Below are 26,176 nucleotides of genomic sequence, written 5' to 3' on the forward strand. Positions count from 1 at the left end.
CATGAAGACCATCAAGCCGTTTCGTCTGGGCATCCTCACACGGCCCTATCGTAGTCAGCGCCGCGACCTGCTGGGCGTTTCCGTCTTCGCCTTGGTCGACATCGCACAATCCCCCACCTTGTTGACCGATCAGGATCTATGGAAGCTTGCCGCTGAAGAAGGCATCGGCGCGCTGGATCTGGCCACGCCCAAGCAGTATCCGGAAGTGCTGGTCACGGGCCATGCCTACCCGCATGACGCCAAGCAACCTGGCGCGTGCGGCGTGCGATTGCAGGTGGGCGCCATCGACAAGTCCTTGCTGGTGTTTGGCGACCGCTACTGGATCGATGGCAAGGCGACGGCACCGCAACCTTTTGCGCGCATGCGCCTGGACTGGAGCCACGCGTTTGGCGGACCGGACATCACCGACAATCCACTGGGCATTGGCGCTCAAGACGAAGACATCAATGGCGTACGCGCGCGCCGGCTGCCGAACATCGAACACCCCTTGCAGCGCATCAGCGCCCCCGGCCAGCGTGTGGCGCCCACGGGCTTTGGCGCATTGCCCGTGGAATGGCCGCAACGGGCATCGCATATGGGCCGCGACTACGGGCAGGAATGGCTGGAGCACGACTTTCCCGGATTTGCGCGCGACATGGACTGGCGCTTTTTCAACGCGGCGCCGCCCGACCAATGGGGGCCGGCCAACGCCGAGCTTGCCGGCGGCACGGACTATGCGCTGTGGAACCTGCATCCGGAACAGCCGGTGCTGCGCGGCCAACTGCCCCATTGGCGCGCGCGCTGCTTTGTCAGCCGCCACGCTGACGGCAGCGCGCTTGAAGAGGTGTCGCTGCGCCTGACCACCGCCTGGTTTTTTCCCGACCACACGAAGATGGTGTTGATGTGGCATGGCGCGGAACCCGTGCAGGAAGATGACGCGGCGGATATCCGCCACATCATGCCCGCGCTGGAACACGCGGGTCAGTCGAAATCGCTTGCCCATTACGAAGACGTGGTGCGGCACCGCCTGAACCCAGAGCTGGGTGCGGTCTACGCCTTGCTGGACTCGCAGCTTGTGCCCGAAGCGCTTTGCGGCGGGCAACTGGAAGGCGATGCGCAAGCCGTGGCCGTGCGTCCTACCAACAGGAACGTGCACGCAGGGCTGGCACGCCGCCACGCGCGCGAACGCGAGTCGCTATTGGCGCAGGGCCTGGACCCGGATCTGTACATGGCACCGCTGGATCCGCCGCCCACGGCACCCAGGCTTGCCGATCTACCGCAAACCATTCTGCGCATGCAGGAAGAGCTGGAAGAGGCCAAGCGCCTGTCCAGTGGACCCGGGGCGCGCGCGCTGGCCGATCCCAACCTGCCGCGGATGGCCGAGGTGGCAGGCGTGGATATGGACGCTCTGCGCCGGCAGGATGCGGGCAGCCCGCTGCCAGCCGGTTTTGATCCCCGCAAAATCAAGCGCCATCTTGGCGAGTTCGATTCCAGCCCGCATGCACAAGCCAAACGCGGCACGACGGATGGTGAAGGAACGCAGCCGCCGTTGGCCGACACACTGGGACCGCAGGTACATCAGGCCTATCAGCAGTCCGCGCATCATTTCGCCCCGCCCCCGCCCATGCCACCGCTGCGCGCGCAGCGCACGCGCCGCAAGCTGGAAGCGCAGTTGAAAGCCAACCGAGACTGTCGCGACATGAATCTGACCGGTGCGGATCTATCAGGCATGGACCTGTCCGGCGTCAATTTCCAACGCGCGATTTTCGCGGGAGCGACACTCGTGGATGCGCGGCTGGATGGCTGCGACCTGACCGACGCCGTACTGACCGGCGCCGACCTGACCCGCGCAAGCCTGTCCGGCGCGACCCTGACGCGAGCCAACCTGGGCCGCACGCAATGCATTAACACGAGCTTTGCAAAGAGCCAGATCAATGAATGCACGTGGGACCACGCGCACTGCGAAGACTGCAGTTTTTCTGATAGCGCATGGCAGTTGGGACGCTTGCATCAGGCGCGGCTGATACGTTGCGACTTCGGCCGTGCAAGCTTTCACCAATGGGCGGCGATGAGCGCCACGTTCGACGGCTGCCGCTTTCTTAACACACAGCTGGATCAATGCGTGTTCATGCAAGGTGCGCTCGTCAACGCCGACTTTGCCCGCGCGGCGCTGGTGCGGGTGAGCTTCATGGACGTGGACTTTTCCGGTCGCTTCAGCATGGAAGCCGCCACGCTGGACGGTTGCGCCTTCGCGGGCCGCGTCGAGCTGGCGGGCGCGCGGCTGCGCGGCGTGCAGTTCAAACACGGCAGCGCACGCGGCGCCACCTTGACGGGCGCCGACCTGCGCGGCGCCACGCTGGACGCCTGCGACTTTTCCGAATGCCTGTTGCAAGACGCTGATCTTGACGGCCTGACCGCGCCCGACACGCACTTTGTGCGCGCGGATTTCACCGGTGCGCGCCTGCGCAACGCCAATTTGATCAACAGCTTGCTGGGTAAGGCCATCTTTTTGCGCGCGGACCTTACAGGCGCGAACTTCTTCCGCGCTGATGTCGCGCAGACCCGGATGGACGACAGCACCGGGCTGGACCATACCTACACGCAAGGCGCAAAGCGCTGGCCCGCCAGACAGCCGGAGCGCCCCGCATGAACCTGGACAAGCTGCTGGACAGCGTGCGCCACGGCGAGCCGATCCAACACCTCCGCCTGGCAGGCGCCGATCTGCGCGGGCAGGATCTGTCTGGTGCGTTCTTCGATCACGTGGATTTCACCGGTGCGCGGATGAGCGGCTGCCAATTGCAGGACAGCCAGTTCATCAGCTGTGACATGACGCGCTGGGACGCCGGCGGCGCCAACCTGGACACGGCGCGCCTGCTCCACTGCCGAGCGCCCGGCGCGACGTTCAGTGGCGGCCGCTTCCATGGCACGAGCTTCACGGAATGCGATCTGGCGGGCGCCAAGCTGGACCAAGCCACGCTTCATGAGGCGTCTTTCACCGCAACCTCGCTGGCGGGCGCGTCGTTGCGGGCGGCTCGCGTGGAACGCTCGGTATTTTCGCGCGGGGAGTTCGCCGACGCGGATCTGACGCAAGCGCAGTTCAGCTACACCTTGTTCCATCAACTGGACCTGCACGCGGTGACGCTGACCGGCGTTAGCGCGGCCAGCACCATGTTCACGGAATGTAATCTGTCGGCGCAGAACGTCGCGGGACAGGCCTTTGCGCTGTGCCATTTCACGGATTGCCAACTGGACGCGGCGGACTTTCGCCAATGCGATTTGCGCCAGTCTGGCTTCAAGGGCTCGTCGTTGCGGGGCGCGCACTTTGCCGGTGCTTGCGCGCCGCAGGCGCTGTTCCCCCAGGCTGATTTAAGCGGGGCCAACCTGCAGGGCGGCCGCTTTGACGGCGCCATCTGGGTCGAGGCCATGCTGGACGGCGCCACCTTCCAGGGCGCAAACCTGGACCTGTGTATTTTTCAGCGCGCGGGTTGTGCCAACACGGACTTTCGCGGCGCGCATCTTGTCGACGCCGATTTCTCGCTGGCGGACCTGAATGGCGCCGACCTGCGCGACGCCACGTTCCTGCGCACGCGCATGCATCGCGCGCTGACGCGCGGGGTGCGCTGGTCGCAGCGTCACGGCATCATCGAAAACGACGCCCCCTTGCTCGACGCCGAACTCTGGTCGGCGGGGCGCGCCGGCCTTTGACCCATCGCAACAGGAGTGGAAACCATGCAAGTGCTTTGCCAGTTACCCAGCGTGGGGTTGGGATTTCCCGATGTCTGCAAGACGCCGGTGCCGCCGGTGCCACACATCGATGTGTCGACATCGTCCATGGGCATCCCGGTGGTGTGGAACGTGTGGCTGAGTTGCATGCCGATGCACAACATGGCCACGACCATACCGGTGACGCTCGGCGATACGGCCGGGGTGGGCGGCGGCCTGATCTCGCAGACCTTCATGGGTCGGGCGCGCTACATGACCGGGGCGTTCACGGTGCTGGTGCGTGCCGCGCCGCTGGTGCGCGTGACCAGCCTGACCTTGCAGAACACGATCAATGCGCCGGGTTTCAAGGCGGCCACGCCGCAGAAGTCGATGTTTGCGTTGGCGGCGTGATCGTTGGCGGCGTGATGCATCCGGGCGGCTGGCCGCAGCCGCCCGAATCAAGGCTGACGGCTACAGTTGGCCGTACGAGTGCAGCCCCGACAGGAACATGTTCACGCCCAGGAACGCGAAGCCGGTGATCAGCAGCCCCATCAGCGCCCAGTAGGCCGCCATGGCGCCGCGCAAGCCCTTGATCAGGCGCATGTGCAGCCAGGCCGCGTAGTTCAGCCAGACGATCAGCGCCCAGGTTTCCTTGGGATCCCACTGCCAGTACGCGCCCCAGGCATCCGCCGCCCACAGCGCGCCCAGAATCGTCGCCACCGTGAAGAAGGCGAAACCGATCGCGATGGCGCGATACATGATGTCGTCCAGCACCTCCAGCGAGGGCAGCGCGGCGGCAATGCGGCGGCGGCCCAGCAGGATGGCGCCCACGATCACGGCACCCACGCCGAAGTACAGCATCCACGTGGCGGACAAGCCATCGGTACGGAACACCATCGGCTCGGCGCACAGCAGCACGCCCAGAATGAACAGCGGCGCCAGCTTAGCCCATGACGTGGTCTGCCCGTGCTGCTTGACCAGGTAGGCAAAGCCCACCATCGCCGCCAGCGAGAACGTGCCGTAGCCGATGAAGTTGGCGGGCACGTGCAGCTTCATCCACCAGCTTTTCAACGCCGGCACCAAGGGCTGGATCTGGCCGGCATCGCGCGTGAAGGAATACCAAAGCAGGAACACGACGGCGGACGTCACCACCAGCAGCACGAAGCCGCCCAGCGCGCGCGTGGCGTACTTGCGTTCGTAATACAGGTAGAACAGCGCCGTGATCAGCGAAAACAGCACAAAGACTTCGTACAGGTTGCTGACGGGGATATGCCCCAGGTCCGGCCCCATCAGATGGCCTTCGCGCCAGCGCACCAACAGGCCGGTGACGCCGGCAAACACCGCGCCCCACGTCAACGCCGTGCCCAGCCACGCGGCGGTGGGGCTGAATACGCCGATCCAGTAGCAGACCATGGCCAGCGCAAACAGGGCGCACATCCACAAAATGGCGGACTGCGACGAGAACAGGTACTTCAGGAAGAACACCTGCTCGGCGCGGGCCAGGTCATTGCCGTACAGCATCAAGGCCAGGCCCGCCGCGATCGCACAGGCGACCATCAAACGGCGCAGCGGCCGCCACAACCAGCCCAGCCACGTCAATGCGGGCACGGTGCCGCAAAGGATGATCTTTTCGTAATAATCCATCGCGTTGCCGTGCCGGGTCAGCGCGAAAGCGGCGCCCACCGACAGCAACAGGAAGAAGACTACGTCGGTCCAGTCCGGCCTGCCGCGCCGGGCGCGGTTGTCGCCCGTTTCCGACAGGCTGTCTTGCCAGAGAACATCGGGCGACGCGTTAAACGTGTCCGGCGAGGAGGGATGCGGGGTGGTCGTCGTCGACATAAGAAAACCTTAAGACCTTTTCTGGCGCAGCAGCGCCTGCTTGAAGCGTTCAAACTCCTGATTGAAGTCGAGTGTACGCTTCTGGGACGTCATGGCCGCCAGGACGCTGCTGCCACTGCCTTGCGGCTTGACCCAGATCCAGACACGGCGGTCGCGGATGTAGAACATCGAAAACACCCCCAGGACCAGCAACAGGCTGCCCAGGTAGACCGTGTTCTTGCCCGGCGTGCGGCTGACCTGGAACACGCTTGCCTGCACATGGTTGAAGTCGGCCAGCGACAGGAACACCGGCGCGGGATAGACCGTCAGGTCGGACAGTGCCGCCACGGCCAGGCGCGACCACACCGCCGCGCGCTCGCCGTCGGGGCCTTCGACCGCGACGGGGGGCAAGCCGGCGCGTTCGCGCTCAATGGCGCGCAGTTCGTTCATGCTGGCGCCGATCAGCCGGATCACCACATCAGCGGCTCGCTCCAGGTCGGCGGCGGGCGTGTTGGCTTGCAGAAAGGCGGCGACCGCTTGCAGGCCGCCCGACGCAAAGGTCTCCAACGCGCGCTCGGCGGCGGTTTGCAGGGGCTGGCGGTCCGTGCCGGACGGACTGTTGCGCTCGGCGAAACGGCGGGCGGCTTCGCGGCGCGCGGCCGGGTCGGCCAGCGTGGCGCGCAGCCGCATGAATTCGGCGATGGAGCTGTCGTCATCAGCCGGAATGCGCAGATAGCGGAAGGGCTCGGACGCGTTGTTGCGCACGCCGGCCAGGAACACGCTGGCGCCGTCCAGCTCCATGGGCAGCATGTAGTTCTGGAATTCGTGGGCCTGGCCCGCGTCGTCGATCAGCTTGTATTCGACGCTGGGACCCACATTGCGCAAGTTCTCGTTCTTTTTGCCCGCCGCGCTGCCCGACACCGAGGCTACGTGCTCGGCAAAACTCTGATTGGCGCCCTTGGGATCGCCGCGCGTCAGGTCTTCCACATTGATCGGCCGCATGGCCGTGATCTCGACGCCCATGCTGCGCGGACCGGCTGACGTGTGAGCGGTCACTTCGCTTGTCTTGCCCACTGTACCGTCAACGGCGAAGGTGGCGTCCTGAGAACCTACTAACGGATAACCCTTCAAGACCACCGTGCTGCCGCCATCATCAAAGCTGGACTGGTACACCGTCATGCCCTTGAACCGCAGCGGCTCGTTGACCTCGATGGTGGAATCGAAGGTCTTGCCCGTATCCGGGTCGGTGACTTCGACCTCGCTGGCGAAACGGCTGGGCATGCCGGTCGAGTAGTAATCAACCACGAATTTCTTCAGCTTCAGCGTGAAGGGCATCGGCTGCACCAGGGCGCCGTCGCCCACCATCACGACCGCCGTACTGGCCTGGCCGCCTTCAGGCACCAGCACGCTGGCGCGGAAACTCGGGTTATTGACCGACAGGCGGCCGCTTTCCGGTACTTCCGAAATCAGCATGTTGTCGACAATGGGCTGCTTGCCGCCGAACATGACTTGCAGCCGCACGGGCAACTCGCTGTCGAGCAGGCCGCCCACGCAGATGATGACCATGGCCGCGTGCGCGAACACATAGCCCAGGCGGTTGGCGCTGCCCTTCTTGGCGGCCAGCAGCACGCCGTCGTTGTCCTGCCGTACGCGCACGGCGTAACCCAGCCGTTCCAGCAGCGACTTCAGGCCGGCCGAGGTCTGCGCGACGTCGGTGGGTTCTTCCGTTTCCACGCGATGCGGGAAGGCGCGCAGGCTGCTGGCGCGCACATGCTCGCGGAACGAGCGCGCGTCGCGCAACATCTTGGGTGCGTTGCGGGTCAGGCACACCGAGGTCGACACGACCAGGAAACCCATGATCAGCAAAAACCACCAGCTGTTGTAGACGTGCCAGATGGAAAACTTGTCGAACACCTCGTACCAGAACGGGCCGAACTGGTCGATGTAGTTGCTGGAGGATCGGTTCTGCTGCAACACCGTGCCCACCAGGCTCGCCACGCAAATGAACATCAACAGGCTGACGGCGAACCGCATCGAACCGAGCAGTTCGAAGAAGTCACCGGGCAGGCTGCGCAAGGAGGGGCGAGTGTGGGTTCGTGTTGAATTCATGAAAAAAGGGGGGCCGCGCGATCGGCTACCCCCCTCATAGACAGCGCGTAACGGAATCGGGTTCCGTCACGCTCAGGTTGCGTGAACGCGGACCAGCCGCGCGTGTTGCGGGCTGGCGCCTACCGCAGGCCTGCCGCGTAGTCGGACACCGCCTTGATATCGGCATCCGACATGCGGTCCGCAATCGCGAACATGATGTCGTTCTTGCGGTCGCCGCTGCGGAACAGCTTGAGCTGCTCTTCAATGTACATGGGGAACTGCCCAGACAAGCGGGGATACTGGGCGGGCATGCCGGCGCCATTGGCCGAGTGGCATGCCGCGCAGGCGGGTACATTGCGCTCGGGCAAGCCGCCGCGCCAGATCTTCTGGCCCAGATCCACCAGCTTCTCCTGGCCAGCCGTGGCCGGTTCCTTAAGAGGCTGTTGCGCCAGGTACAGCGCGATGTTCTGCATATCGGCCGGCGTCAGGTTCTGCGCCATGGCGGTCATCGGGGTGGGATTGCCCCCCGGGCCATTGCGCATTGGCAGCTTGGCGCCCTGCTTGATCTGGAAGTCGGCCAACTGCTTGGCCAGGTATTCGTGGGGTTGCGCGGCCAGGTTGGGGTTCACCGGGATGGTGCTGTTGCCCGCCGCGCCATGACAGGACGCACAGGCGATGATGCCTCTGGAGGCGTCGCCCTGGTCAAACAGCTGACCGCCCTTGGCGGCATCTGGCTTGGCCGGGCCCGCAGCGCCGTCAGCGGCGAAACTGGGTGTAGAGAAGGCGGAGGCGCCGAGCAACAGCCCGCTCGCAACCAACATTCGGGACAGCACACGCTTCATGAAGACCTCGACGATCACATCGATCAAGGCGCAAAAAGGCGCCCACGCCTGCCCCGCACACCCTGGAAAACCGTATCGAACCTCTCTGCCCATTCTGCCTGCCAAGTTGCCGCAGGCACCTAAACAGTAAGCAAAAAAGACGGCTCCGCGCACGGGGACCACTGTTGCAAACGCCGGATTATACAATAGGGCTCGAAACCAACCGTATCCAAAGCCCATCCGTGTCCCTCCTACATCGCGCCTCCTTCCTTACCTCCGCAGCTCGCCTCGACCAGTTGCCGGCCGCCGGCGCTCCCGAGGTCTGCTTTGTCGGCCGCTCCAACGCCGGCAAATCCACGGCCATCAACGTGCTGTGCAACCAGCGCCGTCTTGCGTTTTCCAGCAAGACGCCGGGCCGCACGCGCTTGATCAACATGTTCGGCTTGCCCGACCCGCTGGATCCGGAAGGCCACATCGGTTTTCTCGTTGACTTGCCCGGCTACGGCTACGCGTCCGTCGCGCGCAACGAAAAAGAAAAATGGGCGGACATCCTCGGCGGCTATCTGCGCGACCGCGAGTCGCTTGCCGGCATCGTGCTGCTGATCGACATCCGCCGCGGCGTCACCGAGCTTGACCGCCGCCTGGCCAACTTCATCGCCCCCACCGGACGCCCCGTGCTGGCGCTGCTGACCAAGGCCGACAAGCTGCCTTACGGCCAGCGCATGCGTACCGTGTTCTCTGTCCGCAAGGACCTGGCCGACATCGGCGCGCTGCACACCATCCCGTTCTCGGCGCCCGAGCGCATCGGGCTGGAAGAAGCCGGCGCCCATATTGAGAATTGGATTTCCCCCAAGGTCGAATCATGAACCCGCAGATCATCACCCCTGAGTTTCCGGTTTCCCGCCCTCGCCGCCTGCGCCGCGACGATTTCACCCGCCGCCTGGTGCGCGAAAATGCGCTGACGGTCAATGACCTGATCTACCCCGTTTTCGTGGCCGACGGCACGGGCGTGCAGCAAGCCGTGGCGTCGTTGCCCGGCGTGGTCCGCTATTCGCTGGACACGCTGCTGCCGGTGGCCGAGCAATGCGTGAAGCTGGGCATTCCGGTGATGGCGCTGTTCCCCGTTATCGACCCCGCGCTGAAAACGCCCGACGGCATCGAAGCCACCAACCCACGCGGCCTGATCCCGCGTGTGGTCGGCGAACTGAAAAAGCGTTTCCCCGAGCTCGGCATTCTGTGCGACGTGGCGCTGGACCCCTACACCAGCCATGGCCAGGACGGCGTCATCGATGAGAACGGCTACGTCATCAATGAAATCACGGTCGAGATCCTGGTCAAGCAGGCGCTGACCCAAGCCGCGGCCGGCGTCGACATGGTTGCCCCCAGCGACATGATGGACGGCCGCATCGGCGCGGTCCGCAAGGCACTGGAAGCCAACGGCCACATCCACACGCAGATCATGGCCTATTCGGCCAAGTACGCCAGCGCGTTCTACGGCCCGTTCCGCGACGCCGTGGGCTCGGCCACCAACCTGGGCAAGTCAAACAAAATGGCTTACCAGATGGACCCGGGCAACCTCGACGAAGCCTTGCGCGAAGTGGCAGCCGATCTGCACGAAGGCGCGGACATGGTCATGGTCAAGCCCGGCATGCCGTATCTGGACGTGCTGCGCCGCGTGAAGGACACGTTCCGCGTGCCCACGTTTGCCTATCAGGTCAGCGGCGAATACGCGATGATCAAGGCCGCCGCCGCCAACGGCTGGCTGGACCACGACAAGGTCATGATGGAAGCGCTGCTGGCATTCAAGCGCGCCGGCGCCGATGGCATCCTGACCTACTTCGCCATCGAAGCGGCAACGTTGCTCAAGGCGCAGCGCTGATTGCGCCACGCGTTGCGGGGCCCAGCCTTTCCGGCCGGTCCGCAGGGTTTGCCGCTAGACGGCTTTACGGCCAGGCGCCGGCGTCGTCCGGCGCAGCCCCAGCCACGTTCCGCCCAACACGCAGGCCAGGCCCAGCACGTGGATCAAGGTGACCTGCTCATCCAGGAACAGGGACGCGAACAGCAGCCCGAATATCGGCAGCCAGTTCACGAACAAGGCCGCGCGGCTGATGCCCAGCCGCGCGATGCCCGCGTTCCAGATGATGTTGCTGACGCCTGACGCAATCACCGCTGAAAACAGCAGCACCAGCCACGGCCACCACGTCATCTGCCAGGTATCGGTCTGGTAGGAAGACGGCGTCACCAACGCGTGCGCCACCAGCATCAGCCCGCCGGCCAGGTACATGTACCAAAGCATGCCCAGCGGATCCATCGTGCGCGACATGCGCTGGATCACCAGCCCGCCACACACGAACACCAGCACCGCCACGAAAACGACCGCATCGCCCCAGCCGGTCAGCCCGAACTGCGCGCCGCTGCCCGCCACCACCATGCCCACGCCCAGCAGGCCCAGCAAGGCCCCGCAGATGCGTACCGTGGTCAATTTTTCGCGATAGAACAGCGCGGCCAGCAATGCCGACAACAGCGGACTGGTGGCCATGATCAGCGTGCCGTTGGCCGCCGATGAAAACCGCAGCCCGGACACCAGCGCCACCTGGTGCGCGTACACCACCAGGAAGCCCGCCAGCGCCACCCAGCCCAGCTCCACGCGGCCCAGTTTGGGCACGCGGCCTCGACGGGCCTTGATGATCAGGGTGACGGTGATGAACGCAATGACGATCCGCACGGCGGCCAGCGCCTGGATGTCCATGTGTTGCGTGAGGTACTTGATGGAGACGATGTTCAGGCCCCATGTGGCCATGACGAACATCAATTGAAGATAGATAAGACCTTGTCGGTCCTGGCTTGCATCAACTGTTGGGGACGTCACGGGCGCCGGCCTGGTGGGAGTGGGATGCGCCGCCCACGCGGCGCAGCCGCCATGGTATATCGCCCGTCGTCAGCGCACCAGCACCTTGTCCAACGATGCTGTGAAGCGCTTGGCGTCCTGGAAACCGACGACGCGCGCGTCCGGCAATTCCTTGCCGCCCGGTTCGAAGAACATGATGCCCGGCGGGCCGAACAGCCGGAAGCGCTTGAGCAGGGCTCGGTCATCAGCGTTGTTCGCCGTCACGTCGGCCTGCACCAGCAACATGCCCGACATGCGCTGTGCCACGCCCGGGTCGGTAAACGTGAACCGCTCCATTTCGCGGCACGACACGCACCAGTCGGCATAGAAATCCAGCATGACCGGCTGAGTGCTCTGCGCCAGCAGCGCATCCAATTCCGCGTTGGTGCGCACGCGAGTGAACTGAAGCTCGCCCTTGGTGACGGCCGTGCCCACGGATGCGTCGGCACGCGCGGCCAGGTGCGACAACGGTTGCAGCACATCGCGCCCGCCGCTGGCCGCGCCCACCAGCCATGCGGCAGCGGCCAGCGCCAACAGCAGCCCCAGCCCCTTGCCAAACATGCGCGCGGCACCCGCGCCCGCGGGCAAGGCATCAAAGGCACGCAGCATCACCGCCGAAACAACTGCCAGGAAGGCCCAGCCCGTCATCTGCACCCAGGTCGGCACCACCGGTATCAGCATCCACCACGCCGTCGCCAGCAGCAGCATCCCGAACAGACGCTTGACGCCGTCCATCCAGGGGCCGGCCTTGGGCAGCAAAGCGCCCGACGATGCGCCCACGATCAATAGCGGCACGCCCATGCCCCAGGCCATGGCGAACAAGGCCGAACCGCCCAGCACCACGTCGCCCGTCTGCGAGATATACAACAGCGCACCCGCCAGCGGCGCGGCAACGCAAGGTCCGACGATCAGCGCCGACAGAGCGCCCATCACGAGCGCGCCCGTGTAGCGTCCGCCCGGTACGCGCGACGAACGCTCGGACAGTTTGGCCTGCACGCCTGACGGCATCTGGAACGTGAAGACGTCAAACATCGCCAGCGCCAACACGGTCAGCAGGATGGCGAACAGCGTCAGGATCCACGGGGTCTGCAACCAGGCAGCCAGGCCCGCGCCGCTCAGTCCGGCCGCGACGCCCAGCGCGGTGTACACCACCGACATGCCCAGCACATACGTCGCGGCCAAGGCCAGACCGCGCCCACGCGAAGGCCGGGTCTGTGTTGCGCCGCCCAACACGATCGAAGACAGGATGGGAATCATCGGCAGCACGCAGGGTGTGAATGCCAGCAACAAGCCCAGAATCAGGAACACGCCAGCCGTCTTGGCCCAGCCCAGGCCGCCCAACGCATCGGCCAGGCCGGTGTCGCCGGCATTGACCAGTGCGCTCAAGCCGCCGGATGACGCGGCGGGCGCGGCTTGCGCGCCTGCCCCATCCGCCAGCGCGTAGCCGCCAGCAACCGGCGTGAGTTTGACGCTGCTGTCCATGGGCGGATAGCACAGGCCTGCGTCCGCGCAGCCCTGCCCGGTCAAGGTAAGGGTAAAGGGCTGCCCGCCCGCGCCGACCGGCACGCGGATCATCACATCCTGGTGAAAGACCTCCATGTCCTTCTCAAAGGTCGGGTCGTACTTGACCTCGCCTTTGGGGTAGACCGCCTCGCCCAATGTGGTGGCGCCGATCGGGCTGATCGTGATGCCGAAGCGCTCGCGGTACATGTAGTAGCCGGGCGCGACCTTGTAATGCAGTTCCAAGGTGTCGGGCGCGGCCATCCGCGCGCTGAACACGAACGCCTTTTCGGGTTCCAGGAATTCGGCTTCGGCCTGCGCGGCCGCCTGCCAGGTCAGCAGCAACAGCGCCGTGGCCAGCAGCACCAGGCTGCGCCAGATCAAGGCGCGCACCGCGCGGATGGCATGAATCGGGCGCCCCGGCGCACCGACGATACCGGCAAGTTGCAACATTATTCTCTCTTGGTTTGCTTGACGGCCGTCTGCTCGCGAACCCAATCCAGATAGGGTGCGGCGCCGCCGATAACCGGCAGCACGATAATTTCGGGCACATCGTAGGGATGCATCTGCGCCAGGGCCTGAACAACGGCCTGATGGCGCGCGTAGGTGGTCTTGATGTGGATGGGGATTTCTTCCGTTCCCTCGACCACGCCGTTCCACAGATAGATGGACAGGCCCGGCGCGCCAAGGTTCACACAGGCGGCCAATCCGTCTTCAACCAGCACATGCGCGATGCGCTTGGCCAGCAAGAGATCAGGCGCATTGCTGATGACCAGCACGACGTCGTCATCGCGCAACATGGAGCCTCCTTGGGATACCCGCGTGGGATGTAACTCGGGGTATTTTATCGGTATTGCGCCGACCGCTCCGGTTCCGTCAACGCGGACGTCCGCCCCACCATGCCACCCGCTTTCACGAGGCCCGCATGCCAGACCAATGCCTGTTCTGCCGGATCGCCCGGCACGAGATTCCCGCCCACATCATTCATGAAGACGAGCGTTTGCTGGCCTTCCTGGACATCCAACCCGTGCGGCCAGGGCACACGCTGATCATTCCGAAGCAGCATTACCCGTACTTCGAGGACATGCCGGCCGACCTGGCGGGGCACATTGTGAACCTGGGGCAGAAGCTGGGCCGCCACATGAAGCGCCTGTACGGCGTGGAGCGGGTGGGGTTCGCCTTCACCGGCATACACGTGGCGCACTCGCACGCACACGTCATCCCCATGCATCACACGCAGGACGTCACGTCCACGGCGTATATCGAACAGCAGGACCTGACGTTCAAGATGCCGCCACAACCGCCTCAAGAGGCCCTGGCGGCTACCGCCGCGCAATTGCGGGGGGAACTGCACGCGTCCTGATTCAAAGGGCGAGTCGCATGCGCCAATGCCGGGCCAGCAAATGCCCGGCGCAAATAAAACAAGGGCGGGTCCGAAGACCCGCCCTTGTCGCTTATCTAGCAACCGAATTTATTCGGCGCTGTCCTCAGCGGCTTCATCAACTTCCGGGCGGTCAACCAGTTCCATGAAAGCCATGGGAGCGTTGTCGCCTTGACGGAAGCCCATCTTCAGCACGCGGGTGTAGCCACCGTTACGGGCCGCGTAACGCGGGCCGATTTCGGCAAACAGCTTCACCACCGCATCGCGATCGCGCAGACGGGCAAATGCCAGACGCTTGTTCGCCAGCGTGGGCTCTTTGCCCAGCGTGATCAGGGGTTCGATGACGCGGCGCAATTCTTTCGCCTTCGGCAGCGTGGTCTTGATAGCTTCGTGAGTGATCAACGAAACGGCCATGTTGCGGAACATGGCAAGACGGTGACTGCTGGTGCGGTTGAGCTTACGCAAGCCATTACCGTGACGCATGATAAGTTTCCTTTGAATCTAAAGATGGCGTTCGCCATCGGGTTGCCGGCTCTTCTATCAACCTGCAATCAGGCTGCGGTCCGGTAGAAAACGGTGCATTTTACGACGAATTCGCAAACCGCCCGACGGGGTTGCCGGGCGTTGCAGGAGACGCCCCGTTGCCAGGGCGCCACCCGTTTAAAGCTTAGGGACGCTCCAGGCCCAGGGGCGGCCAGTTCTCGAGCTTCATGCCCAAGGTCAAGCCACGTGCAGCCAGAACTTCCTTGATTTCGTTGAGCGACTTGCGACCCAGGTTCGGGGTCTTGAGCAGCTCGTTTTCGGTACGCTGGATCAGGTCGCCGATGTAGTAGATGTTTTCGGCCTTCAGGCAGTTGGCCGAACGCACGGTCAGTTCCAGGTCGTCGACCGGACGCAGCAGGACCGGGTCGATCTGCGGCGTGCCACGGACCGGCGCTTCGTACGAATCGCCAGCACCTTCCAGCGCGGCGAAGACCGAGATCTGGTCCATCAGGATGCGGGCCGACTGGCGCACCGCTTCCTCGGGCGAGATAACGCCGTTGGTTTCGATGTCCAGAACCAGCTTGTCCAGGTCGGTGCGCTGTTCCACACGGGCGCTTTCCACCGCGTAGCTGACGCGGCGAACCGGGCTGAACGAAGCGTCCAGAACGATGCGACCGATGGTGTGGGTGCGGTCTTCCGACAGCGCGCGCACGTTGCCCGGCACGTAGCCACGGCCCTTCTCAACCTTGATCTGCATTTCCAGCTTGCCTGCGTCCGTCAGGTTGCAGATGGCATGGCCGGGGTTGATGATCTCGACGTCGTGCGGCAGTTCGATGTCGCTGGCCAGCACCGTGCCCGCGCCAGTCTTGCGCAGAACCAGGGTCACTTCGTCGCGATTGTGCAGCTTGAAAACCACGCCCTTCAGGTTCAGCAGGATGTCGACGACATCTTCGCGAACGCCCGGGATGGTCGAATATTCGTGCACCACGCCCGTCATTTGCACTTCGGTCGGCGCGTAGCCGGTCATCGAAGACAGCAGGATGCGGCGCAGGGCGTTGCCCAGAGTATGACCGTAGCCACGCTCGAACGGCTCCATCACGATCTTGGCATGGTGCGTGCCGACCGGTTCGACTTCAATGGAGCGCGGCTTCAGAAAACCTTGAGTGGACATTTACTGTGTTCCTTTTCAATACCCTCGGCTCGTTACACCGATAAGGCTGATGGACAGGGTGAAACATGAAACTCGGACGGCGCGAAAAAACGCCGGCCGATACTTACCGCAAAGCCCGCCCCACCAAAAGGCGGAAAGCGGGCTGCTGCGAGACGTGCAAACGGGTCGCGGGACCAGTAGCCGGCACACCTGCGAAGGAGGCGCCGGCCGACCTGATTAACGCGAGTACAGTTCGACGACCATCGATTCGTTGATGTCGCGAGCGACGTCAGCGCGATCGGGAGCCGACTTGAACGTACCGGTCAGCTTGGTCGTGTCGACTTCCACCCATTGGGGGATGCCGATGCTGGTGGCCAGGTCGAGCGATTCCTTGATGCGGCCTTGCTTCTTGGCCTTTTCGCGGATCGAGATGACGTCACCAGCCTTGACCAGCATCGAAGCGATGTCAGCCGTGTGGCCGTTCAGTTCGATGGCGCGGTGGCTCACCAGCTGGCGAGCTTCGGCGCGCGTCGAGCCGAAGCCCATGCGGTAGACGACGTTGTCCAGGCGCGATTCCAGCAGCTGGATCAGGGTTTCGCCGGTGTTGCCACGGCGACGCTCTGCTTCAGCGAAGTACTTGCGGAATTGCTTTTCCAGCACGCCGTACATGCGCTTCAGCTTTTGCTTTTCGCGCAGCTGCAGGCCGTAGTCGGAAGTGCGGGCACCCGAAGTGCGGCCGTGTTGGCCAGGCTTGGAATCCAGCTTGCACTTGGAATCCAGCGAGCGACGGGCGCTCTTCAGGAACAGGTCAGTACCCTCGCGGCGCGAGAGCTTGCATTTGGGTCCAATATAACGTGCCATGTGGATTCCCTTTAGATACGACGACGCTTCGGCGGACGGCAGCCGTTGTGCGGAACGGGCGTGATGTCGGCGATGGACGAAATCTTGATGCCCAGCGCGTTCAGAGCGCGGACAGACGATTCGCGGCCAGGACCGGGGCCCTTGATGCGCACTTCCAGCGTCTTGATGCCGTATTCCAGCGCGACGCGGCCAGCCGTTTCAGCGGCGACTTGCGCGGCAAACGGGGTCGACTTACGCGAACCCTTGAAACCAGCACCACCCGAAGTGGCCCACGACAAAGCGTTGCCCTGACGGTCGGTGATGGTGATGATGGTGTTGTTGAACGAAGCGTGAACGTGCGCGATGCCGTCCGAGACGTTCTTCTTAACCTTTTTGCGCACGCGCGAAGCGCCGCTGGTGGAAGCTTTCGCCATAATCCAGTTCCTCGATTATTTCTTCAGGGACGCAGCAGCACGACGCGGGCCCTTACGGGTCCGGGCGTTGGTGCGAGTGCGCTGGCCGCGCACGGGCAAACCGCGCTTGTGACGCATACCGCGGTAGGTTCCCAGGTCGATCAAACGCTTGATCGAGAGCTGTACTTCACGACGCAGGTCGCCTTCAACCGTGAACAAACCAACATGTTCGCGGACGCGTTCCAATTCAGCGTCGTTCAGATCCTTGACCTTTTTGTCAAAGGGTACGTTTGCCGCTTCGCAGATTTTGCGAGCGCGCGTACGACCAATGCCAAAAATGGCGGTCAGTCCGATCTCGGCGTGCTGTTGCGGCGGGATGTTAATGCCAGCAATACGGGCCATGACTATTCCTTGAATAAATCTGTTGCGTAGTCGCTAACCCGAGTTAGCCTTGACGCTGCTTGTGACGCGGGTCGGTGCAGATAACACGCACCACGCCGTGACGTTTGATAACTTTGCAGTTGCGGCAGATCCGCTTAACCGATGCCATTACTTTCATGGTTGACTCCTAATTTTCCGTAATCCGGTTCCGCTCATTTGGAGCGGAAAACTATCCTGGCTCGCGTCAGATCATAGGGCGTGAGCTCCACTGTGACCTTGTCACCCGGCAGGATCCGGATGTAATGCATACGCATCTTGCCGGAAATATGGCCCAACACCACGTGGCCGTTTTCGAGCTTGACGCGAAATGTCGCGTTCGGGAGGTTCTCAAGAACCTCGCCTTGCATCTGAATGACGTCGTCCTTGGACATTCTTTTGCTTACCGCATCGGCAAACCCGCGCCCTTGAAGTTGGCCTTCTTGAGCAACGAGTCGTACTGGTGAGACATCATGTAGGCCTGAACCTGTGCCATGAAATCCATCGTCACCACCACAATAATCAACAGAGACGTACCACCGAAGTAGAAGGGAACGTTCCAGCGCATCACCAAGAATTCAGGCAACAGGCACACCAATGTGATGTACAAGGCACCTGCGAGCGTCAGACGCATCAGGATCTTGTCGATGTAGCGCGCCGTTTGCTCGCCCGGACGAATACCCGGAACAAACGCACCACTCTTCTTCAGGTTGTCCGCCGTTTCGCGGCTGTTGAACACCAGAGCCGTGTAGAAAAAGCAGAAGAAAATAATCGCGACGGAGTACAGCGTGATGTAGAGCGGTTGACGAGGCGACAGGGCCGCGGCCAGGTCGCTAAGCCAGCGCATGTTCTCACTGCTGGAGAACCAGCTCGTGATCGTGGCCGGGAACAGAATGATCGACGATGCGAAAATCGGCGGAATCACCCCTGCCATGTTCAGCTTCAGCGGCAAATGCGAGCTTTGACCACCGTAGACCTTGTTGCCGACCTGACGCTTGGCGTAGTTCACCGTGATCTTGCGCTGTCCGCGTTCCACGAACACCACAAAAGCGGTAACCAGCACCACCAAAGCCACAATGAACAGTGCCGAAAGCACGGACATCGCGTTGGTGCGGACCAGGTCCAACAGTGCAGCCAGCGCCGCGGGCAGACCCGCAACGATACCTGCGAAGATCAGGATGGAAATCCCGTTGCCAAGACCACGCTCAGTGATCTGTTCACCCAGCCACATGACGAACATGGTGCCGGTGACCAGAGTCACAATGGTCGTGAAGCGAAACAGCATACCCGGATCGATCACCAGTCCCTGTTGGGACTCCAACGCTACCGAAATGCCCACTGCTTGCACCAGCGCCAGCACGACTGTGCCGTAGCGGGTGTATTGGGTAATCTTCCGACGACCGGATTCGCCCTCTTTCTTGAGCGCTTCCAGCGACGGCACCACCACCGACATCAACTGCATGATGATGGATGCCGAAATGTACGGCATGATCCCCAGGGCAAAAATCGAGAAACGCGAGAGCGCCCCACCCGAGAACATGTTGAACAGGCCCAGGATCCCGCCCTGGTTCTGACGGAACAAGTCCGCCAGCGCATCCGGATTAATACCCGGTACGGGGATGTGTGTACCCAAACGGTAAACCACCAGAGCGAGCACCAGGAACACAAGACGGCGCTTCAAATCACCGTACCGTGCTCCGGTTTTGCCCAATGCCTGCGCGTTAGCCACTCGTCACCTCATGATCAAGCAAGCGAGCCGCCCGCGCCTTCGATGGCGGCGCGAGCGCCGGCCGTCGCGGTAATGCCCTTGAGCACGACCTTGCGCGAGAGTTCACCCGACTTGATGACCTTGGCGTAACGAACCGCCTGACCAATCACGCCAGCCGCCTTGAGCACTTGCACGTCGACTTCGTCGATGGGCAGGGCTTGCAGGTCCGACAGACGAACTTCGGCGTACAGGTGCTGACCGAGCGGGGTGAAACCACGCTTGGGCAGACGACGCTGCAGCGGCATTTGACCGCCTTCGAAGCCAACCTTATGGAAACCGCCCGAGCGCGACTTCTGACCTTTGTGGCCACGGCCGGCGGTTTTACCCAGACCCGAACCGATACCACGGCCGACGCGGCGCTTGGCGTGCTTGCTGCCCTCAGCGGGCTTCAGCGAATTAAGTTGCATATCCGACATGGTGATTCCTTAGGCTTCCGAGACGGAAACGAGATAATCCACCTTACGGATCATCCCACGCACCTCGGGCGTATCGACCAACACGCGGCTGCTGTTGATGCGGCCCAAGCCCAAACCGCGAACCGTGTCACGGTGCGATTGCTTGGTACCGATCACGGAGCGCACGAGGGTCACTTTGATCTGCTTCTGAGCCATGATTTACCCCAGGATTTCTTCGACCGACTTGCCGCGCTTGGCAGCAACATCGGCCGGGGTCAGGGAAGCGCGCAGACCATTCAACGTGGCGCGAACCATGTTGTAGGGGTTGCTCGAGCCCAGGCTCTTGGCAACCACGTTACGCACACCCATCACTTCAAAAATAGCGCGCATCGGGCCGCCGGCGATAACGCCAGTACCTTCAGCAGCCGGCGAGATCAGCACGGTAGCGGCGCCATGCTTGCCAACCACGGTGTGGTGCAGCGTGCCGTTCTTCAGAGCAACCTTGAACATGCCGCGACGGGCCTGTTCCATTGCCTTCTGGACGGACACCGGCACTTCACGCGCCTTGCCCTTACCCATGCCGACGCGACCATCGCCATCGCCAACCACGGTCAGCGCGGCAAAGCTCATGGTGCGACCACCCTTGACCACTTTGCTCACGCGGTTGACCGCGATCATCTTTTCGCGGAGGCCGTCATCGTTCTCTTTTTCCGCGGCGTTCTTGCCTTGTACTTTAGCCATTTGACAGATCCTCGCTTAGAACTTCAGGCCGGCTTCACGCGCGGCATCGGCCAGCGCTTTCACGCGGCCATGGTAACGAAAGCCCGAGCGATCGAAAGCGACCAGTTCAATACCGGCAGCCTTGGCCTTTTCGGCCACGCGCTTGCCAACCAGCGTCGCAGCGGCAGTGTTGCCACCCTGACCGGTTTGGCCGGCCAGTTGCGCACGCACTTCGGCTTCCACCGTCGAGGCGCTGACCAGAACGCGATCGCCTTCCGGCGAAATGATGTTGGCGTAGATGTGCTGGTTCGAGCGGAAGACCGAGAGGCGGTGAACGCGCAGCTCGTTGATCTTCCGGCGGGTCGGAACCGCACGACGCAAACGGGAAACTTTTTTGTCCATGATTCGTCCTTGCGTGCGCCGTTATTTCTTCTTGGTTTCTTTGATGACGACGCGTTCGTCCGAGTAACGCACACCCTTGCCCTTGTAGGGTTCGGGTTCGCGGTACGCGCGGATTTCAGCGGCCATCTGACCGACGACTTGCTTGTTGGCGCCCTTGATGACGATTTCCGTCTGGGTGGGGCATTCGGCCTTGATACCGGCCGGCAACTGATGCAAAACGTCGTGCGAGAAACCGAGCTGCAGCTTAACGGCATCGCCTTGGATCGAGGCGCGGTAACCCACGCCAACCAGGGTCAGCTTGCGCTCGAAGCCCTTGCTCACGCCGGTAACCATATTGGCCACCAGAGCGCGCACGGTACCCGACATGGCATTGGCGTGACGAGTTTCGTTGGCGGCGGCAAACGTGAGCTTGCCGTCATCCATCGCAACCGTGACGTCGCCAGTCAGGGCTTGAGTCAGGGTACCCATCGGGCCCTTGACAGTGATCTGATCCTGCTTGATGTCAGCTTCGACACCCTTGGGCAGTTCGACCGGATACTTAGCGATACGTGACATTCGAATTTCTCCTTAGGCCACGTAGCACAGCACTTCGCCGCCGACGCCGTTGGCGCGAGCCTTACGGTCGGTCATGACGCCGCGCGAGGTCGAAACGATAGCCACGCCCAGGCCGTTCATGACCTGAGGAATGCTGGTACGGCCCTTGTAGATACGCAGACCGGGGCGCGAAACGCGTTCAATGCGCTCGATAACCGGACGGCCAGCGTAGTACTTCAGGGTGATCTCGAGCTCAGGCTTGGCCTGGGTGCCCTTGATTTCAAAGCTGTCGATGTAGCCTTCGTCTTTCAGCACAGCGGCAATAGCCGCCTTCAGCTTCGAGGAGGGCATGCTCACCGTAACTTTGTCCACTTGCTGCGCATTGCGAATGCGGGTCAGCATATCGGCGATGGGATCGCTCATGCTCATAATGTATCTCCTACCAGCTGGCCTTGGTGATGCCGGGGATTTCGCCCTTCATCGCCATTTCACGCAGTTTGTGACGCGTCAGGCCGAACTTGCGGAACACACCGCGCGGACGACCGGTGACCACGCAACGGTTACGTTGGCGCGTCGGATTGGCATTGCGCGGCAGCTGTTGCAGCTTGAGCCGAGCTTGGTAACGTTCTTCGTCGGTCTTCGACTGGTCGTCGATGATCGCCTTCAACTCAGCGCGCTTGGCAGCGAACTTGTCAGCCAGCTTGGCGCGCTTGATGTCGCGATTGATGAGGGAAAGTTTAGCCACGTCATCAGCCCCTTAGTTACGGAACGGGAAGCTGAAGGCCGTCAACAGCGCCTTGGCTTCTTCGTCGGTCTTCGCGGAGGTGGTGATGCTGATGTTCAGCCCACGCAGCGCGTCGATCTTGTCGTACTCGATTTCGGGGAAAATGATTTGCTCTTTCACCCCGATGTTGTAGTTGCCACGGCCGTCAAATGCACGACCCGAGATACCACGGAAGTCGCGCACGCGAGGCAGCGCGACCGCAACGAGGCGATCCAGGAATTCGTACATGCGTTGACCACGCAACGTGACCATGCAACCAATCGGGTAGTTTTCGCGGATCTTGAAACCGGCGATAGCCTTCTTGGTCTTCGTCACGACAGGCTTTTGGCCAGCGATCTTGGTCAGGTCCGACACCGCGTGTTCGATAACCTTCTTATCGGACACGGCTTCCGAGACACCCATGTTCAGGGTGATCTTGGTGATGCGCGGCACTTCCATGACGCTCTTGTAGCCAAACTTGGCCTGCAGGTCGCCAGCGACCTTGCTCTTGTAGAAATCTTGCAAACGAGACATGTCTATCGCCCCTTACGCCTTGGCGCCGACAACGGCACCATTGGAACGGAACACGCGGACCTTGCGACCTTCGACTTCTTGAACGCCCACGCGGTCGCCACGACCGGTTGCGGGGTTGAAGAGCGCCACATTCGAGATGTGGATCGGCATGGTCTTTTCGACAATCCCGCCCGGGTTGTTAGCCATCGGGTTGGCTTTCACGTGCTTCTTGGCAACGTTGACGCCTTCGACCAGAACGTGGTCGGCATCAACACGTGCCAGCACGGTACCGCGACGCTTCTTGTCGCGGCCGGTCAGGACGATGACTTCGTCGCCTTTACGAATGTTGTTCATCGTAGGGCTCCTTACAGCACTTCCGGGGCCAACGACACGATCTTCATGAACTTCTCGGTACGCAGTTCACGCGTAACGGGTCCGAAGATGCGGGTGCCGATGGGCTCCAGCTTGGCGTTGAGCAATACGGCGGCATTGCCACCGAACTTAATCAGCGAACCGTCTTTACGGCGCACGCCCTTGGCGGTACGAACCACCACGGCATTGTAAATTTCGCCTTTCTTGACGCGTCCGCGCGGAGCCGCATCTTTGACGCTCACCTTGATGATGTCGCCGATACCGGCATAACGGCGCTTGGAGCCACCGAGCACCTTAATGCACATGACATGACGCGCACCAGTGTTATCGGCCACGTCCAGCGTGGTCTGCATTTGGATCATGATTTTTCCTGTTCCAACTTAACTGGAAATACTGTTTTCCCGGGGTTTTCCCCCCGAGGAACTCTGCAATTCCTGCCAGTTTTGGTCCCGTCAGGTCTGCCGCCCTGCTTTTGTGTTGTAGATCTAGAGCTTTCGCTCTACCCCTGCAACGGGTTGGCAACGCAACGACCCTGGGTTGAAATCCTGCGGGTATTCCCCCAACACGACGAGTTCAGAAGCTAGCTTTTGGTGCTAAACGTCCCTTAACTCAATCGACAATCTGGGAAAGCTGATCATTCTAGCGTGGTTAATTTTTGAGCGCAAGCACTTTGTTGGAATCACGCACAAAAGACCACGCTCCCCTACAAGGGGAACGGTTTTCGGGCTATCCGCCCCTATTTCTGACGGTAGTAGCCCTTCTCCCAGGCGTCATGGTTGGCCTTGCCGCGACGGATTTCGTCCGTGAACGGCGCAGCCCTGAGCACCAGGCGATTCAGCCATTTTACCGGAACTCGGCAGGGGCGTTCAAAGTCGACGAACAACACCGCCCGCAGGCCGGTTGTGTCGTTATGGACTTGGTGGGGATACAGGTCGTCGAACACCACCGCCTGACCTTCCTGCCAGTGGTACCGCTCGCCCCCGACCTCGATCCAGCAACGCTCGGCTGGCTCCGGCACTACCAAGCCCAGGTGCAGGCGCAGTACGCCGTTGTAGGGGCCGGTATGCAGCGGGATCCGTTTGCCAGGCTCCAGGATCGAAAAGAACGCGCTTCGGATGCCGGGTATGCCCAGCAGGGCGCGCGCGGTCTCCGGGCAACGCGCCAGGTTGCGCTCGGAACGCAGCCCATATCCCATGAAAAGGAAGGTCTTCCACTGGTCGTCAGACGTAATCATGCCCACGTCCGGCGAAATCTCGTGAAACGATGGCAGGAGCTGGCGCTCGGCCAATAATTCCGTAAGTTCCGCGCGGATAGCCGGGGTGCGAGATTCAAGCTCGGGGATCCACGGGAACTGGCTGTTCTGGAAGATTGGCTTGTCGCCCACCAGCGATGCTCGTGCTATCCGGTGGCGCAGCCAATCGATAAAGCGAAAAAGCAGGCGGGAGTACAGACTGGGTTTGCTGCCGGAATGCGCGTCAACGGGTTGCACGGTAAATGTGGAAGCAGGCTGCGAAGAGGACCCCATTGTGTCCAAGCGCGCACGGCCTTGCAAGGCTCGACCTCTGGATTGGCCCCAATCTCGCAATGCGGATTGGACCTCCCCGCCGCACGCAAGCTGGTTTAGACTGGCGTGGGCGATACGCGATCGCACTCCACTCCCATTTCGCAAGGAACGACAGGCATGTATGAACAGTTGGCGCTGTATATCGACGGCGAATTCATCTCCGGCGAGGGTAGGCGCACCCAGGACGTCATCAACCCGGCCACGCTGGAAGTACTTGGCCAGTTGCCTCACGCCACGGAAGCGGATCTGGACCGTGCGCTAGCCGCCGCGCAGCGCGCGTTCGAATCGTGGAAGAAGTCTTCTCCGATGGATCGTTCCGCCATCTTGCGCAAGGTTGCAACGCTGTCGCGCGAGCGCGCCAAGGAAATCGGCCGCAACATGACCTTGGACCAGGGCAAGCCGCTGGCCGAAGCCGTGGGCGAAGTTACCTCCTGCGCCGAGCACGCTGACTGGCACGCCGAAGAATGCCGCCGCATTTACGGCCGCGTGGTCCCGCCCCGCAACCCGGACGTGCGCCAGTTCGTCGTGCGTGAACCCATCGGCGTGTGTGCCGCATTCACGCCCTGGAACTTCCCGTACAACCAGGCCATCCGCAAGATCGCCGCCGCAATTGGCGCCGGCTGCACGGTGGTGCTGAAGGGCCCGGAAGACTCGCCCAGCGCCGTCATGGCGATTGCTCGCATGTTCCACGACGCCGGCCTGCCCAAGGGCTGCCTGAACATCGTCTGGGGCGAACCCGCCAAAATTTCCGACTACCTGATCCGTTCGCCGATCGTGCGCAAGGTGTCGTTCACAGGCTCCGTGCCGGTGGGCAAGCAACTGGCAGCGCTGGCCGGCGCACACATGAAGCGCGTCACTATGGAACTGGGCGGCCATTCGCCCGTGCTGGTGTTCGACGACGCCGACATCGACCGCGCCGCTGAAATGCTGGCCAAGTTCAAAGTCCGCAACGCCGGTCAGGTCTGCGTGTCGCCCACCCGCTTCTACGTGCAGGAAGGCGCCTACGAACAGTTCCTGGCGCGCTTCTCCGACGTGCTGAAGAACATCAAGGTTGGCGACGGCCTGGAAGCCGGTACCGACATGGGTCCGCTGGCGCATGAACGCCGCGTGCCCGCCATGAGCGCCTTCATCGACGACGCCAAGAAGCATGGCGGCAAGGTCGTGGTCGGCGGCGGCCCCCTGGACCGCAAGGGCTTCTTCTTCGCCCCCACCGTCGTGACCGAGCTGCCCGACGACTCCATGCTGATGACCGAAGAACCCTTCGGCCCCGTGGCGCCCGTGGTTCGCTTCAAGGACACCGACGAAGTCCTGCGCCGCGCCAATAGCCTGCCGTTCGGCCTGTCGTCCTACGTGTTCACGAACTCGTTGAAGACGGCAACCAAGGTTTCCAACGGCCTGGAAGCCGGCATGGTCAACATCAACCACTTTGGCAGCGCGCTGGCCGAGACGCCGTTTGGCGGCATCAAGGACAGCGGCATCGGCAGCGAAGGCGGCCTGGAAACGTTCGACGGTTATCTCGTCACGAAATTCATCACACACATCTGATCGGTTCCGACCGTCAGCCAAAAGCCCCGCAAGGGGCTTTTTTTTCGTCCCGCCCCAAGCGCCAAGCGCCACGCGGCAAGCACTCCATGTGTTTCATGATGCTGTCATAGGTGTCCGGGAA

General features: G+C 62.5%; 32 protein-coding genes. 7 read left to right on the plus strand and 25 right to left on the minus strand.

Going from position 1 to position 26,176, the window contains the following annotated elements; translation table 11 throughout:
- Position 1 precedes the first annotated feature (1 nt).
- From P8T11_RS19325 to P8T11_RS19335, 3 genes are read left to right on the plus strand one after another with little or no spacing between them, the layout of a single operon-like run.
- A complete protein-coding gene (locus P8T11_RS19325) occupies positions 2-2,629 on the plus strand; it encodes a DUF2169 family type VI secretion system accessory protein (RefSeq protein WP_268080484.1) in 2,628 nt (875 codons plus the stop codon).
- On the plus strand, positions 2,626-3,684 hold the full coding sequence (locus P8T11_RS19330) for a pentapeptide repeat-containing protein (protein WP_268080483.1): 1,059 nt from the start codon (positions 2,626-2,628) through the stop codon (positions 3,682-3,684). The genes P8T11_RS19325 and P8T11_RS19330 overlap by 4 nt, the downstream gene beginning before the upstream one ends.
- Before the next feature lie 24 nt (positions 3,685-3,708).
- On the plus strand, positions 3,709-4,092 hold the full coding sequence (locus tag P8T11_RS19335; RefSeq protein ID WP_268080482.1) for a DUF4150 domain-containing protein: 384 nt from the start codon (positions 3,709-3,711) through the stop codon (positions 4,090-4,092).
- A 60-nt stretch (positions 4,093-4,152) separates the two neighbouring features.
- On the opposite strand, the gene ccsB is transcribed toward P8T11_RS19335, so the two are convergent.
- From ccsB to P8T11_RS19350, 3 genes are all read right to left on the minus strand, one after another.
- On the minus strand, positions 4,153-5,520 hold the full coding sequence (gene ccsB, locus P8T11_RS19340) for a c-type cytochrome biogenesis protein CcsB (RefSeq protein ID WP_268080481.1): 1,368 nt from the start codon (positions 5,518-5,520) through the stop codon (positions 4,153-4,155).
- A gap of 9 nt (positions 5,521-5,529) precedes the next feature.
- Entirely contained in the window at positions 5,530-7,608 is a 2,079-nt protein-coding gene (locus P8T11_RS19345) for a cytochrome c biogenesis protein ResB (RefSeq protein WP_268080480.1), read from the minus strand.
- Between the two features lie 119 nt (positions 7,609-7,727).
- Positions 7,728-8,429, minus strand: coding sequence for a c-type cytochrome (locus P8T11_RS19350; RefSeq protein ID WP_268080479.1), 702 nt, complete (start codon positions 8,427-8,429; stop codon positions 7,728-7,730).
- A gap of 221 nt (positions 8,430-8,650) precedes the next feature.
- Between P8T11_RS19350 and yihA the strand changes: the two genes are divergently transcribed.
- Positions 8,651-9,274: a ribosome biogenesis GTP-binding protein YihA/YsxC gene (yihA, locus tag P8T11_RS19355; protein ID WP_006216506.1), complete on the plus strand. Its 624-nt coding sequence runs from the start codon at positions 8,651-8,653 to the stop codon at positions 9,272-9,274.
- Positions 9,271-10,287 carry a porphobilinogen synthase gene (gene hemB, locus P8T11_RS19360; RefSeq protein ID WP_268080478.1) on the plus strand — a complete coding sequence of 339 codons (1,017 nt, stop codon included), beginning with the start codon at positions 9,271-9,273 and terminating at the stop codon, positions 10,285-10,287. Before yihA ends, hemB begins: the two co-directional genes overlap by 4 nt.
- A 54-nt stretch (positions 10,288-10,341) precedes the next feature.
- Here hemB and P8T11_RS19365 read toward each other — a convergent pair whose 3' ends face one another.
- The 3 genes from P8T11_RS19365 to cutA all read right to left on the minus strand — a co-directional run bounded on the left by P8T11_RS19365 (position 10,342) and on the right by cutA (position 13,595).
- A complete protein-coding gene (locus P8T11_RS19365) occupies positions 10,342-11,217 on the minus strand; it encodes a DMT family transporter (protein ID WP_268082318.1) in 876 nt (291 codons plus the stop codon).
- A 129-nt stretch (positions 11,218-11,346) separates the two neighbouring features.
- Complete coding sequence (gene dsbD / locus P8T11_RS19370; protein ID WP_268080477.1) at positions 11,347-13,248, minus strand: protein-disulfide reductase DsbD; 1,902 nt, start codon at positions 13,246-13,248, stop codon at positions 11,347-11,349.
- Positions 13,248-13,595 (minus strand): divalent-cation tolerance protein CutA, encoded by a 348-nt coding sequence (gene cutA, locus P8T11_RS19375; protein ID WP_264614951.1) that lies wholly within the window; start codon positions 13,593-13,595, stop codon positions 13,248-13,250. Before cutA ends, dsbD begins: the two co-directional genes overlap by 1 nt.
- Positions 13,596-13,720: 125 nt before the next feature.
- On the opposite strand from cutA, the gene P8T11_RS19380 reads away from it, so the two are divergent.
- On the plus strand, positions 13,721-14,158 hold the full coding sequence (locus P8T11_RS19380; protein ID WP_268080476.1) for an HIT family protein: 438 nt from the start codon (positions 13,721-13,723) through the stop codon (positions 14,156-14,158).
- Positions 14,159-14,266: 108 nt separating this feature from the next.
- Here the strand turns inward: P8T11_RS19380 and rplQ are convergent, their stop codons facing one another.
- The 19 genes from rplQ to P8T11_RS19475 all read right to left on the minus strand — a co-directional run bounded on the left by rplQ (position 14,267) and on the right by P8T11_RS19475 (position 24,435).
- Positions 14,267-14,659, minus strand: a complete 393-nt coding sequence (gene rplQ, locus P8T11_RS19385; RefSeq protein ID WP_006389635.1) for a 50S ribosomal protein L17 — start codon at positions 14,657-14,659, stop codon at positions 14,267-14,269.
- A 184-nt stretch (positions 14,660-14,843) separates the two neighbouring features.
- Positions 14,844-15,830 carry a DNA-directed RNA polymerase subunit alpha gene (locus tag P8T11_RS19390; protein WP_006216514.1) on the minus strand — a complete coding sequence of 329 codons (987 nt, stop codon included), beginning with the start codon at positions 15,828-15,830 and terminating at the stop codon, positions 14,844-14,846.
- Positions 15,831-16,046: 216 nt separating this feature from the next.
- Positions 16,047-16,670, minus strand: a complete 624-nt coding sequence (gene rpsD / locus P8T11_RS19395; RefSeq protein ID WP_006389633.1) for a 30S ribosomal protein S4 — start codon at positions 16,668-16,670, stop codon at positions 16,047-16,049.
- 11 nt (positions 16,671-16,681) lie between these two features.
- Entirely contained in the window at positions 16,682-17,083 is a 402-nt protein-coding gene (rpsK, locus tag P8T11_RS19400) for a 30S ribosomal protein S11 (RefSeq protein ID WP_006216516.1), read from the minus strand.
- 15 nt (positions 17,084-17,098) lie between these two features.
- Positions 17,099-17,464, minus strand: coding sequence for a 30S ribosomal protein S13 (gene rpsM, locus P8T11_RS19405; RefSeq protein WP_006216517.1), 366 nt, complete (start codon positions 17,462-17,464; stop codon positions 17,099-17,101).
- 43 nt (positions 17,465-17,507) lie between these two features.
- On the minus strand, positions 17,508-17,621 hold the full coding sequence (rpmJ, locus tag P8T11_RS19410; protein WP_003806928.1) for a 50S ribosomal protein L36: 114 nt from the start codon (positions 17,619-17,621) through the stop codon (positions 17,508-17,510).
- A 34-nt stretch (positions 17,622-17,655) separates the two neighbouring features.
- The gene (gene infA / locus P8T11_RS19415) at positions 17,656-17,874 is read right to left on the minus strand and encodes a translation initiation factor IF-1 (RefSeq protein ID WP_003806927.1); all 219 of its coding nucleotides are present in this window, start codon (positions 17,872-17,874) and stop codon (positions 17,656-17,658) included.
- Positions 17,875-17,882: 8 nt separating this feature from the next.
- Positions 17,883-19,208 carry a preprotein translocase subunit SecY gene (secY, locus tag P8T11_RS19420; protein ID WP_054420844.1) on the minus strand — a complete coding sequence of 442 codons (1,326 nt, stop codon included), beginning with the start codon at positions 19,206-19,208 and terminating at the stop codon, positions 17,883-17,885.
- 14 nt (positions 19,209-19,222) lie between these two features.
- A complete protein-coding gene (gene rplO, locus P8T11_RS19425; protein WP_013397002.1) occupies positions 19,223-19,663 on the minus strand; it encodes a 50S ribosomal protein L15 in 441 nt (146 codons plus the stop codon).
- 9 nt (positions 19,664-19,672) lie between these two features.
- Positions 19,673-19,858, minus strand: coding sequence for a 50S ribosomal protein L30 (gene rpmD / locus P8T11_RS19430; protein WP_006216520.1), 186 nt, complete (start codon positions 19,856-19,858; stop codon positions 19,673-19,675).
- Between the two features lie 3 nt (positions 19,859-19,861).
- Entirely contained in the window at positions 19,862-20,383 is a 522-nt protein-coding gene (gene rpsE / locus P8T11_RS19435) for a 30S ribosomal protein S5 (protein WP_006216521.1), read from the minus strand.
- 15 nt (positions 20,384-20,398) lie between these two features.
- Positions 20,399-20,764 (minus strand): 50S ribosomal protein L18, encoded by a 366-nt coding sequence (gene rplR, locus P8T11_RS19440; RefSeq protein WP_006227039.1) that lies wholly within the window; start codon positions 20,762-20,764, stop codon positions 20,399-20,401.
- Positions 20,765-20,785: 21 nt separating this feature from the next.
- Positions 20,786-21,319: a 50S ribosomal protein L6 gene (gene rplF / locus P8T11_RS19445; RefSeq protein WP_268080475.1), complete on the minus strand. Its 534-nt coding sequence runs from the start codon at positions 21,317-21,319 to the stop codon at positions 20,786-20,788.
- Between the two features lie 12 nt (positions 21,320-21,331).
- Complete coding sequence (rpsH, locus tag P8T11_RS19450; protein WP_006216525.1) at positions 21,332-21,727, minus strand: 30S ribosomal protein S8; 396 nt, start codon at positions 21,725-21,727, stop codon at positions 21,332-21,334.
- Positions 21,728-21,737: 10 nt separating this feature from the next.
- The gene (gene rpsN, locus P8T11_RS19455) at positions 21,738-22,043 is read right to left on the minus strand and encodes a 30S ribosomal protein S14 (RefSeq protein WP_006216527.1); all 306 of its coding nucleotides are present in this window, start codon (positions 22,041-22,043) and stop codon (positions 21,738-21,740) included.
- 12 nt (positions 22,044-22,055) lie between these two features.
- Complete coding sequence (gene rplE / locus P8T11_RS19460) at positions 22,056-22,595, minus strand: 50S ribosomal protein L5 (RefSeq protein WP_006216529.1); 540 nt, start codon at positions 22,593-22,595, stop codon at positions 22,056-22,058.
- Between the two features lie 12 nt (positions 22,596-22,607).
- On the minus strand, positions 22,608-22,928 hold the full coding sequence (rplX, locus tag P8T11_RS19465) for a 50S ribosomal protein L24 (RefSeq protein WP_056571030.1): 321 nt from the start codon (positions 22,926-22,928) through the stop codon (positions 22,608-22,610).
- Positions 22,929-22,939: 11 nt separating this feature from the next.
- On the minus strand, positions 22,940-23,308 hold the full coding sequence (gene rplN / locus P8T11_RS19470) for a 50S ribosomal protein L14 (protein ID WP_046807446.1): 369 nt from the start codon (positions 23,306-23,308) through the stop codon (positions 22,940-22,942).
- Between the two features lie 374 nt (positions 23,309-23,682).
- On the minus strand, positions 23,683-24,435 hold the full coding sequence (locus P8T11_RS19475; RefSeq protein ID WP_268080474.1) for an aspartyl/asparaginyl beta-hydroxylase domain-containing protein: 753 nt from the start codon (positions 24,433-24,435) through the stop codon (positions 23,683-23,685).
- A gap of 192 nt (positions 24,436-24,627) precedes the next feature.
- Here P8T11_RS19475 and P8T11_RS19480 point away from each other — a divergent pair, with 192 nt between their 5' ends.
- On the plus strand, positions 24,628-26,055 hold the full coding sequence (locus tag P8T11_RS19480) for an NAD-dependent succinate-semialdehyde dehydrogenase (RefSeq protein WP_268080473.1): 1,428 nt from the start codon (positions 24,628-24,630) through the stop codon (positions 26,053-26,055).
- The last annotated feature ends 121 nt before the right edge of the window (positions 26,056-26,176 follow it).

The organism is Achromobacter spanius (assembly GCF_029637605.1).
Lineage (GTDB): Bacteria > Pseudomonadota > Gammaproteobacteria > Burkholderiales > Burkholderiaceae_B > Achromobacter > Achromobacter spanius_E.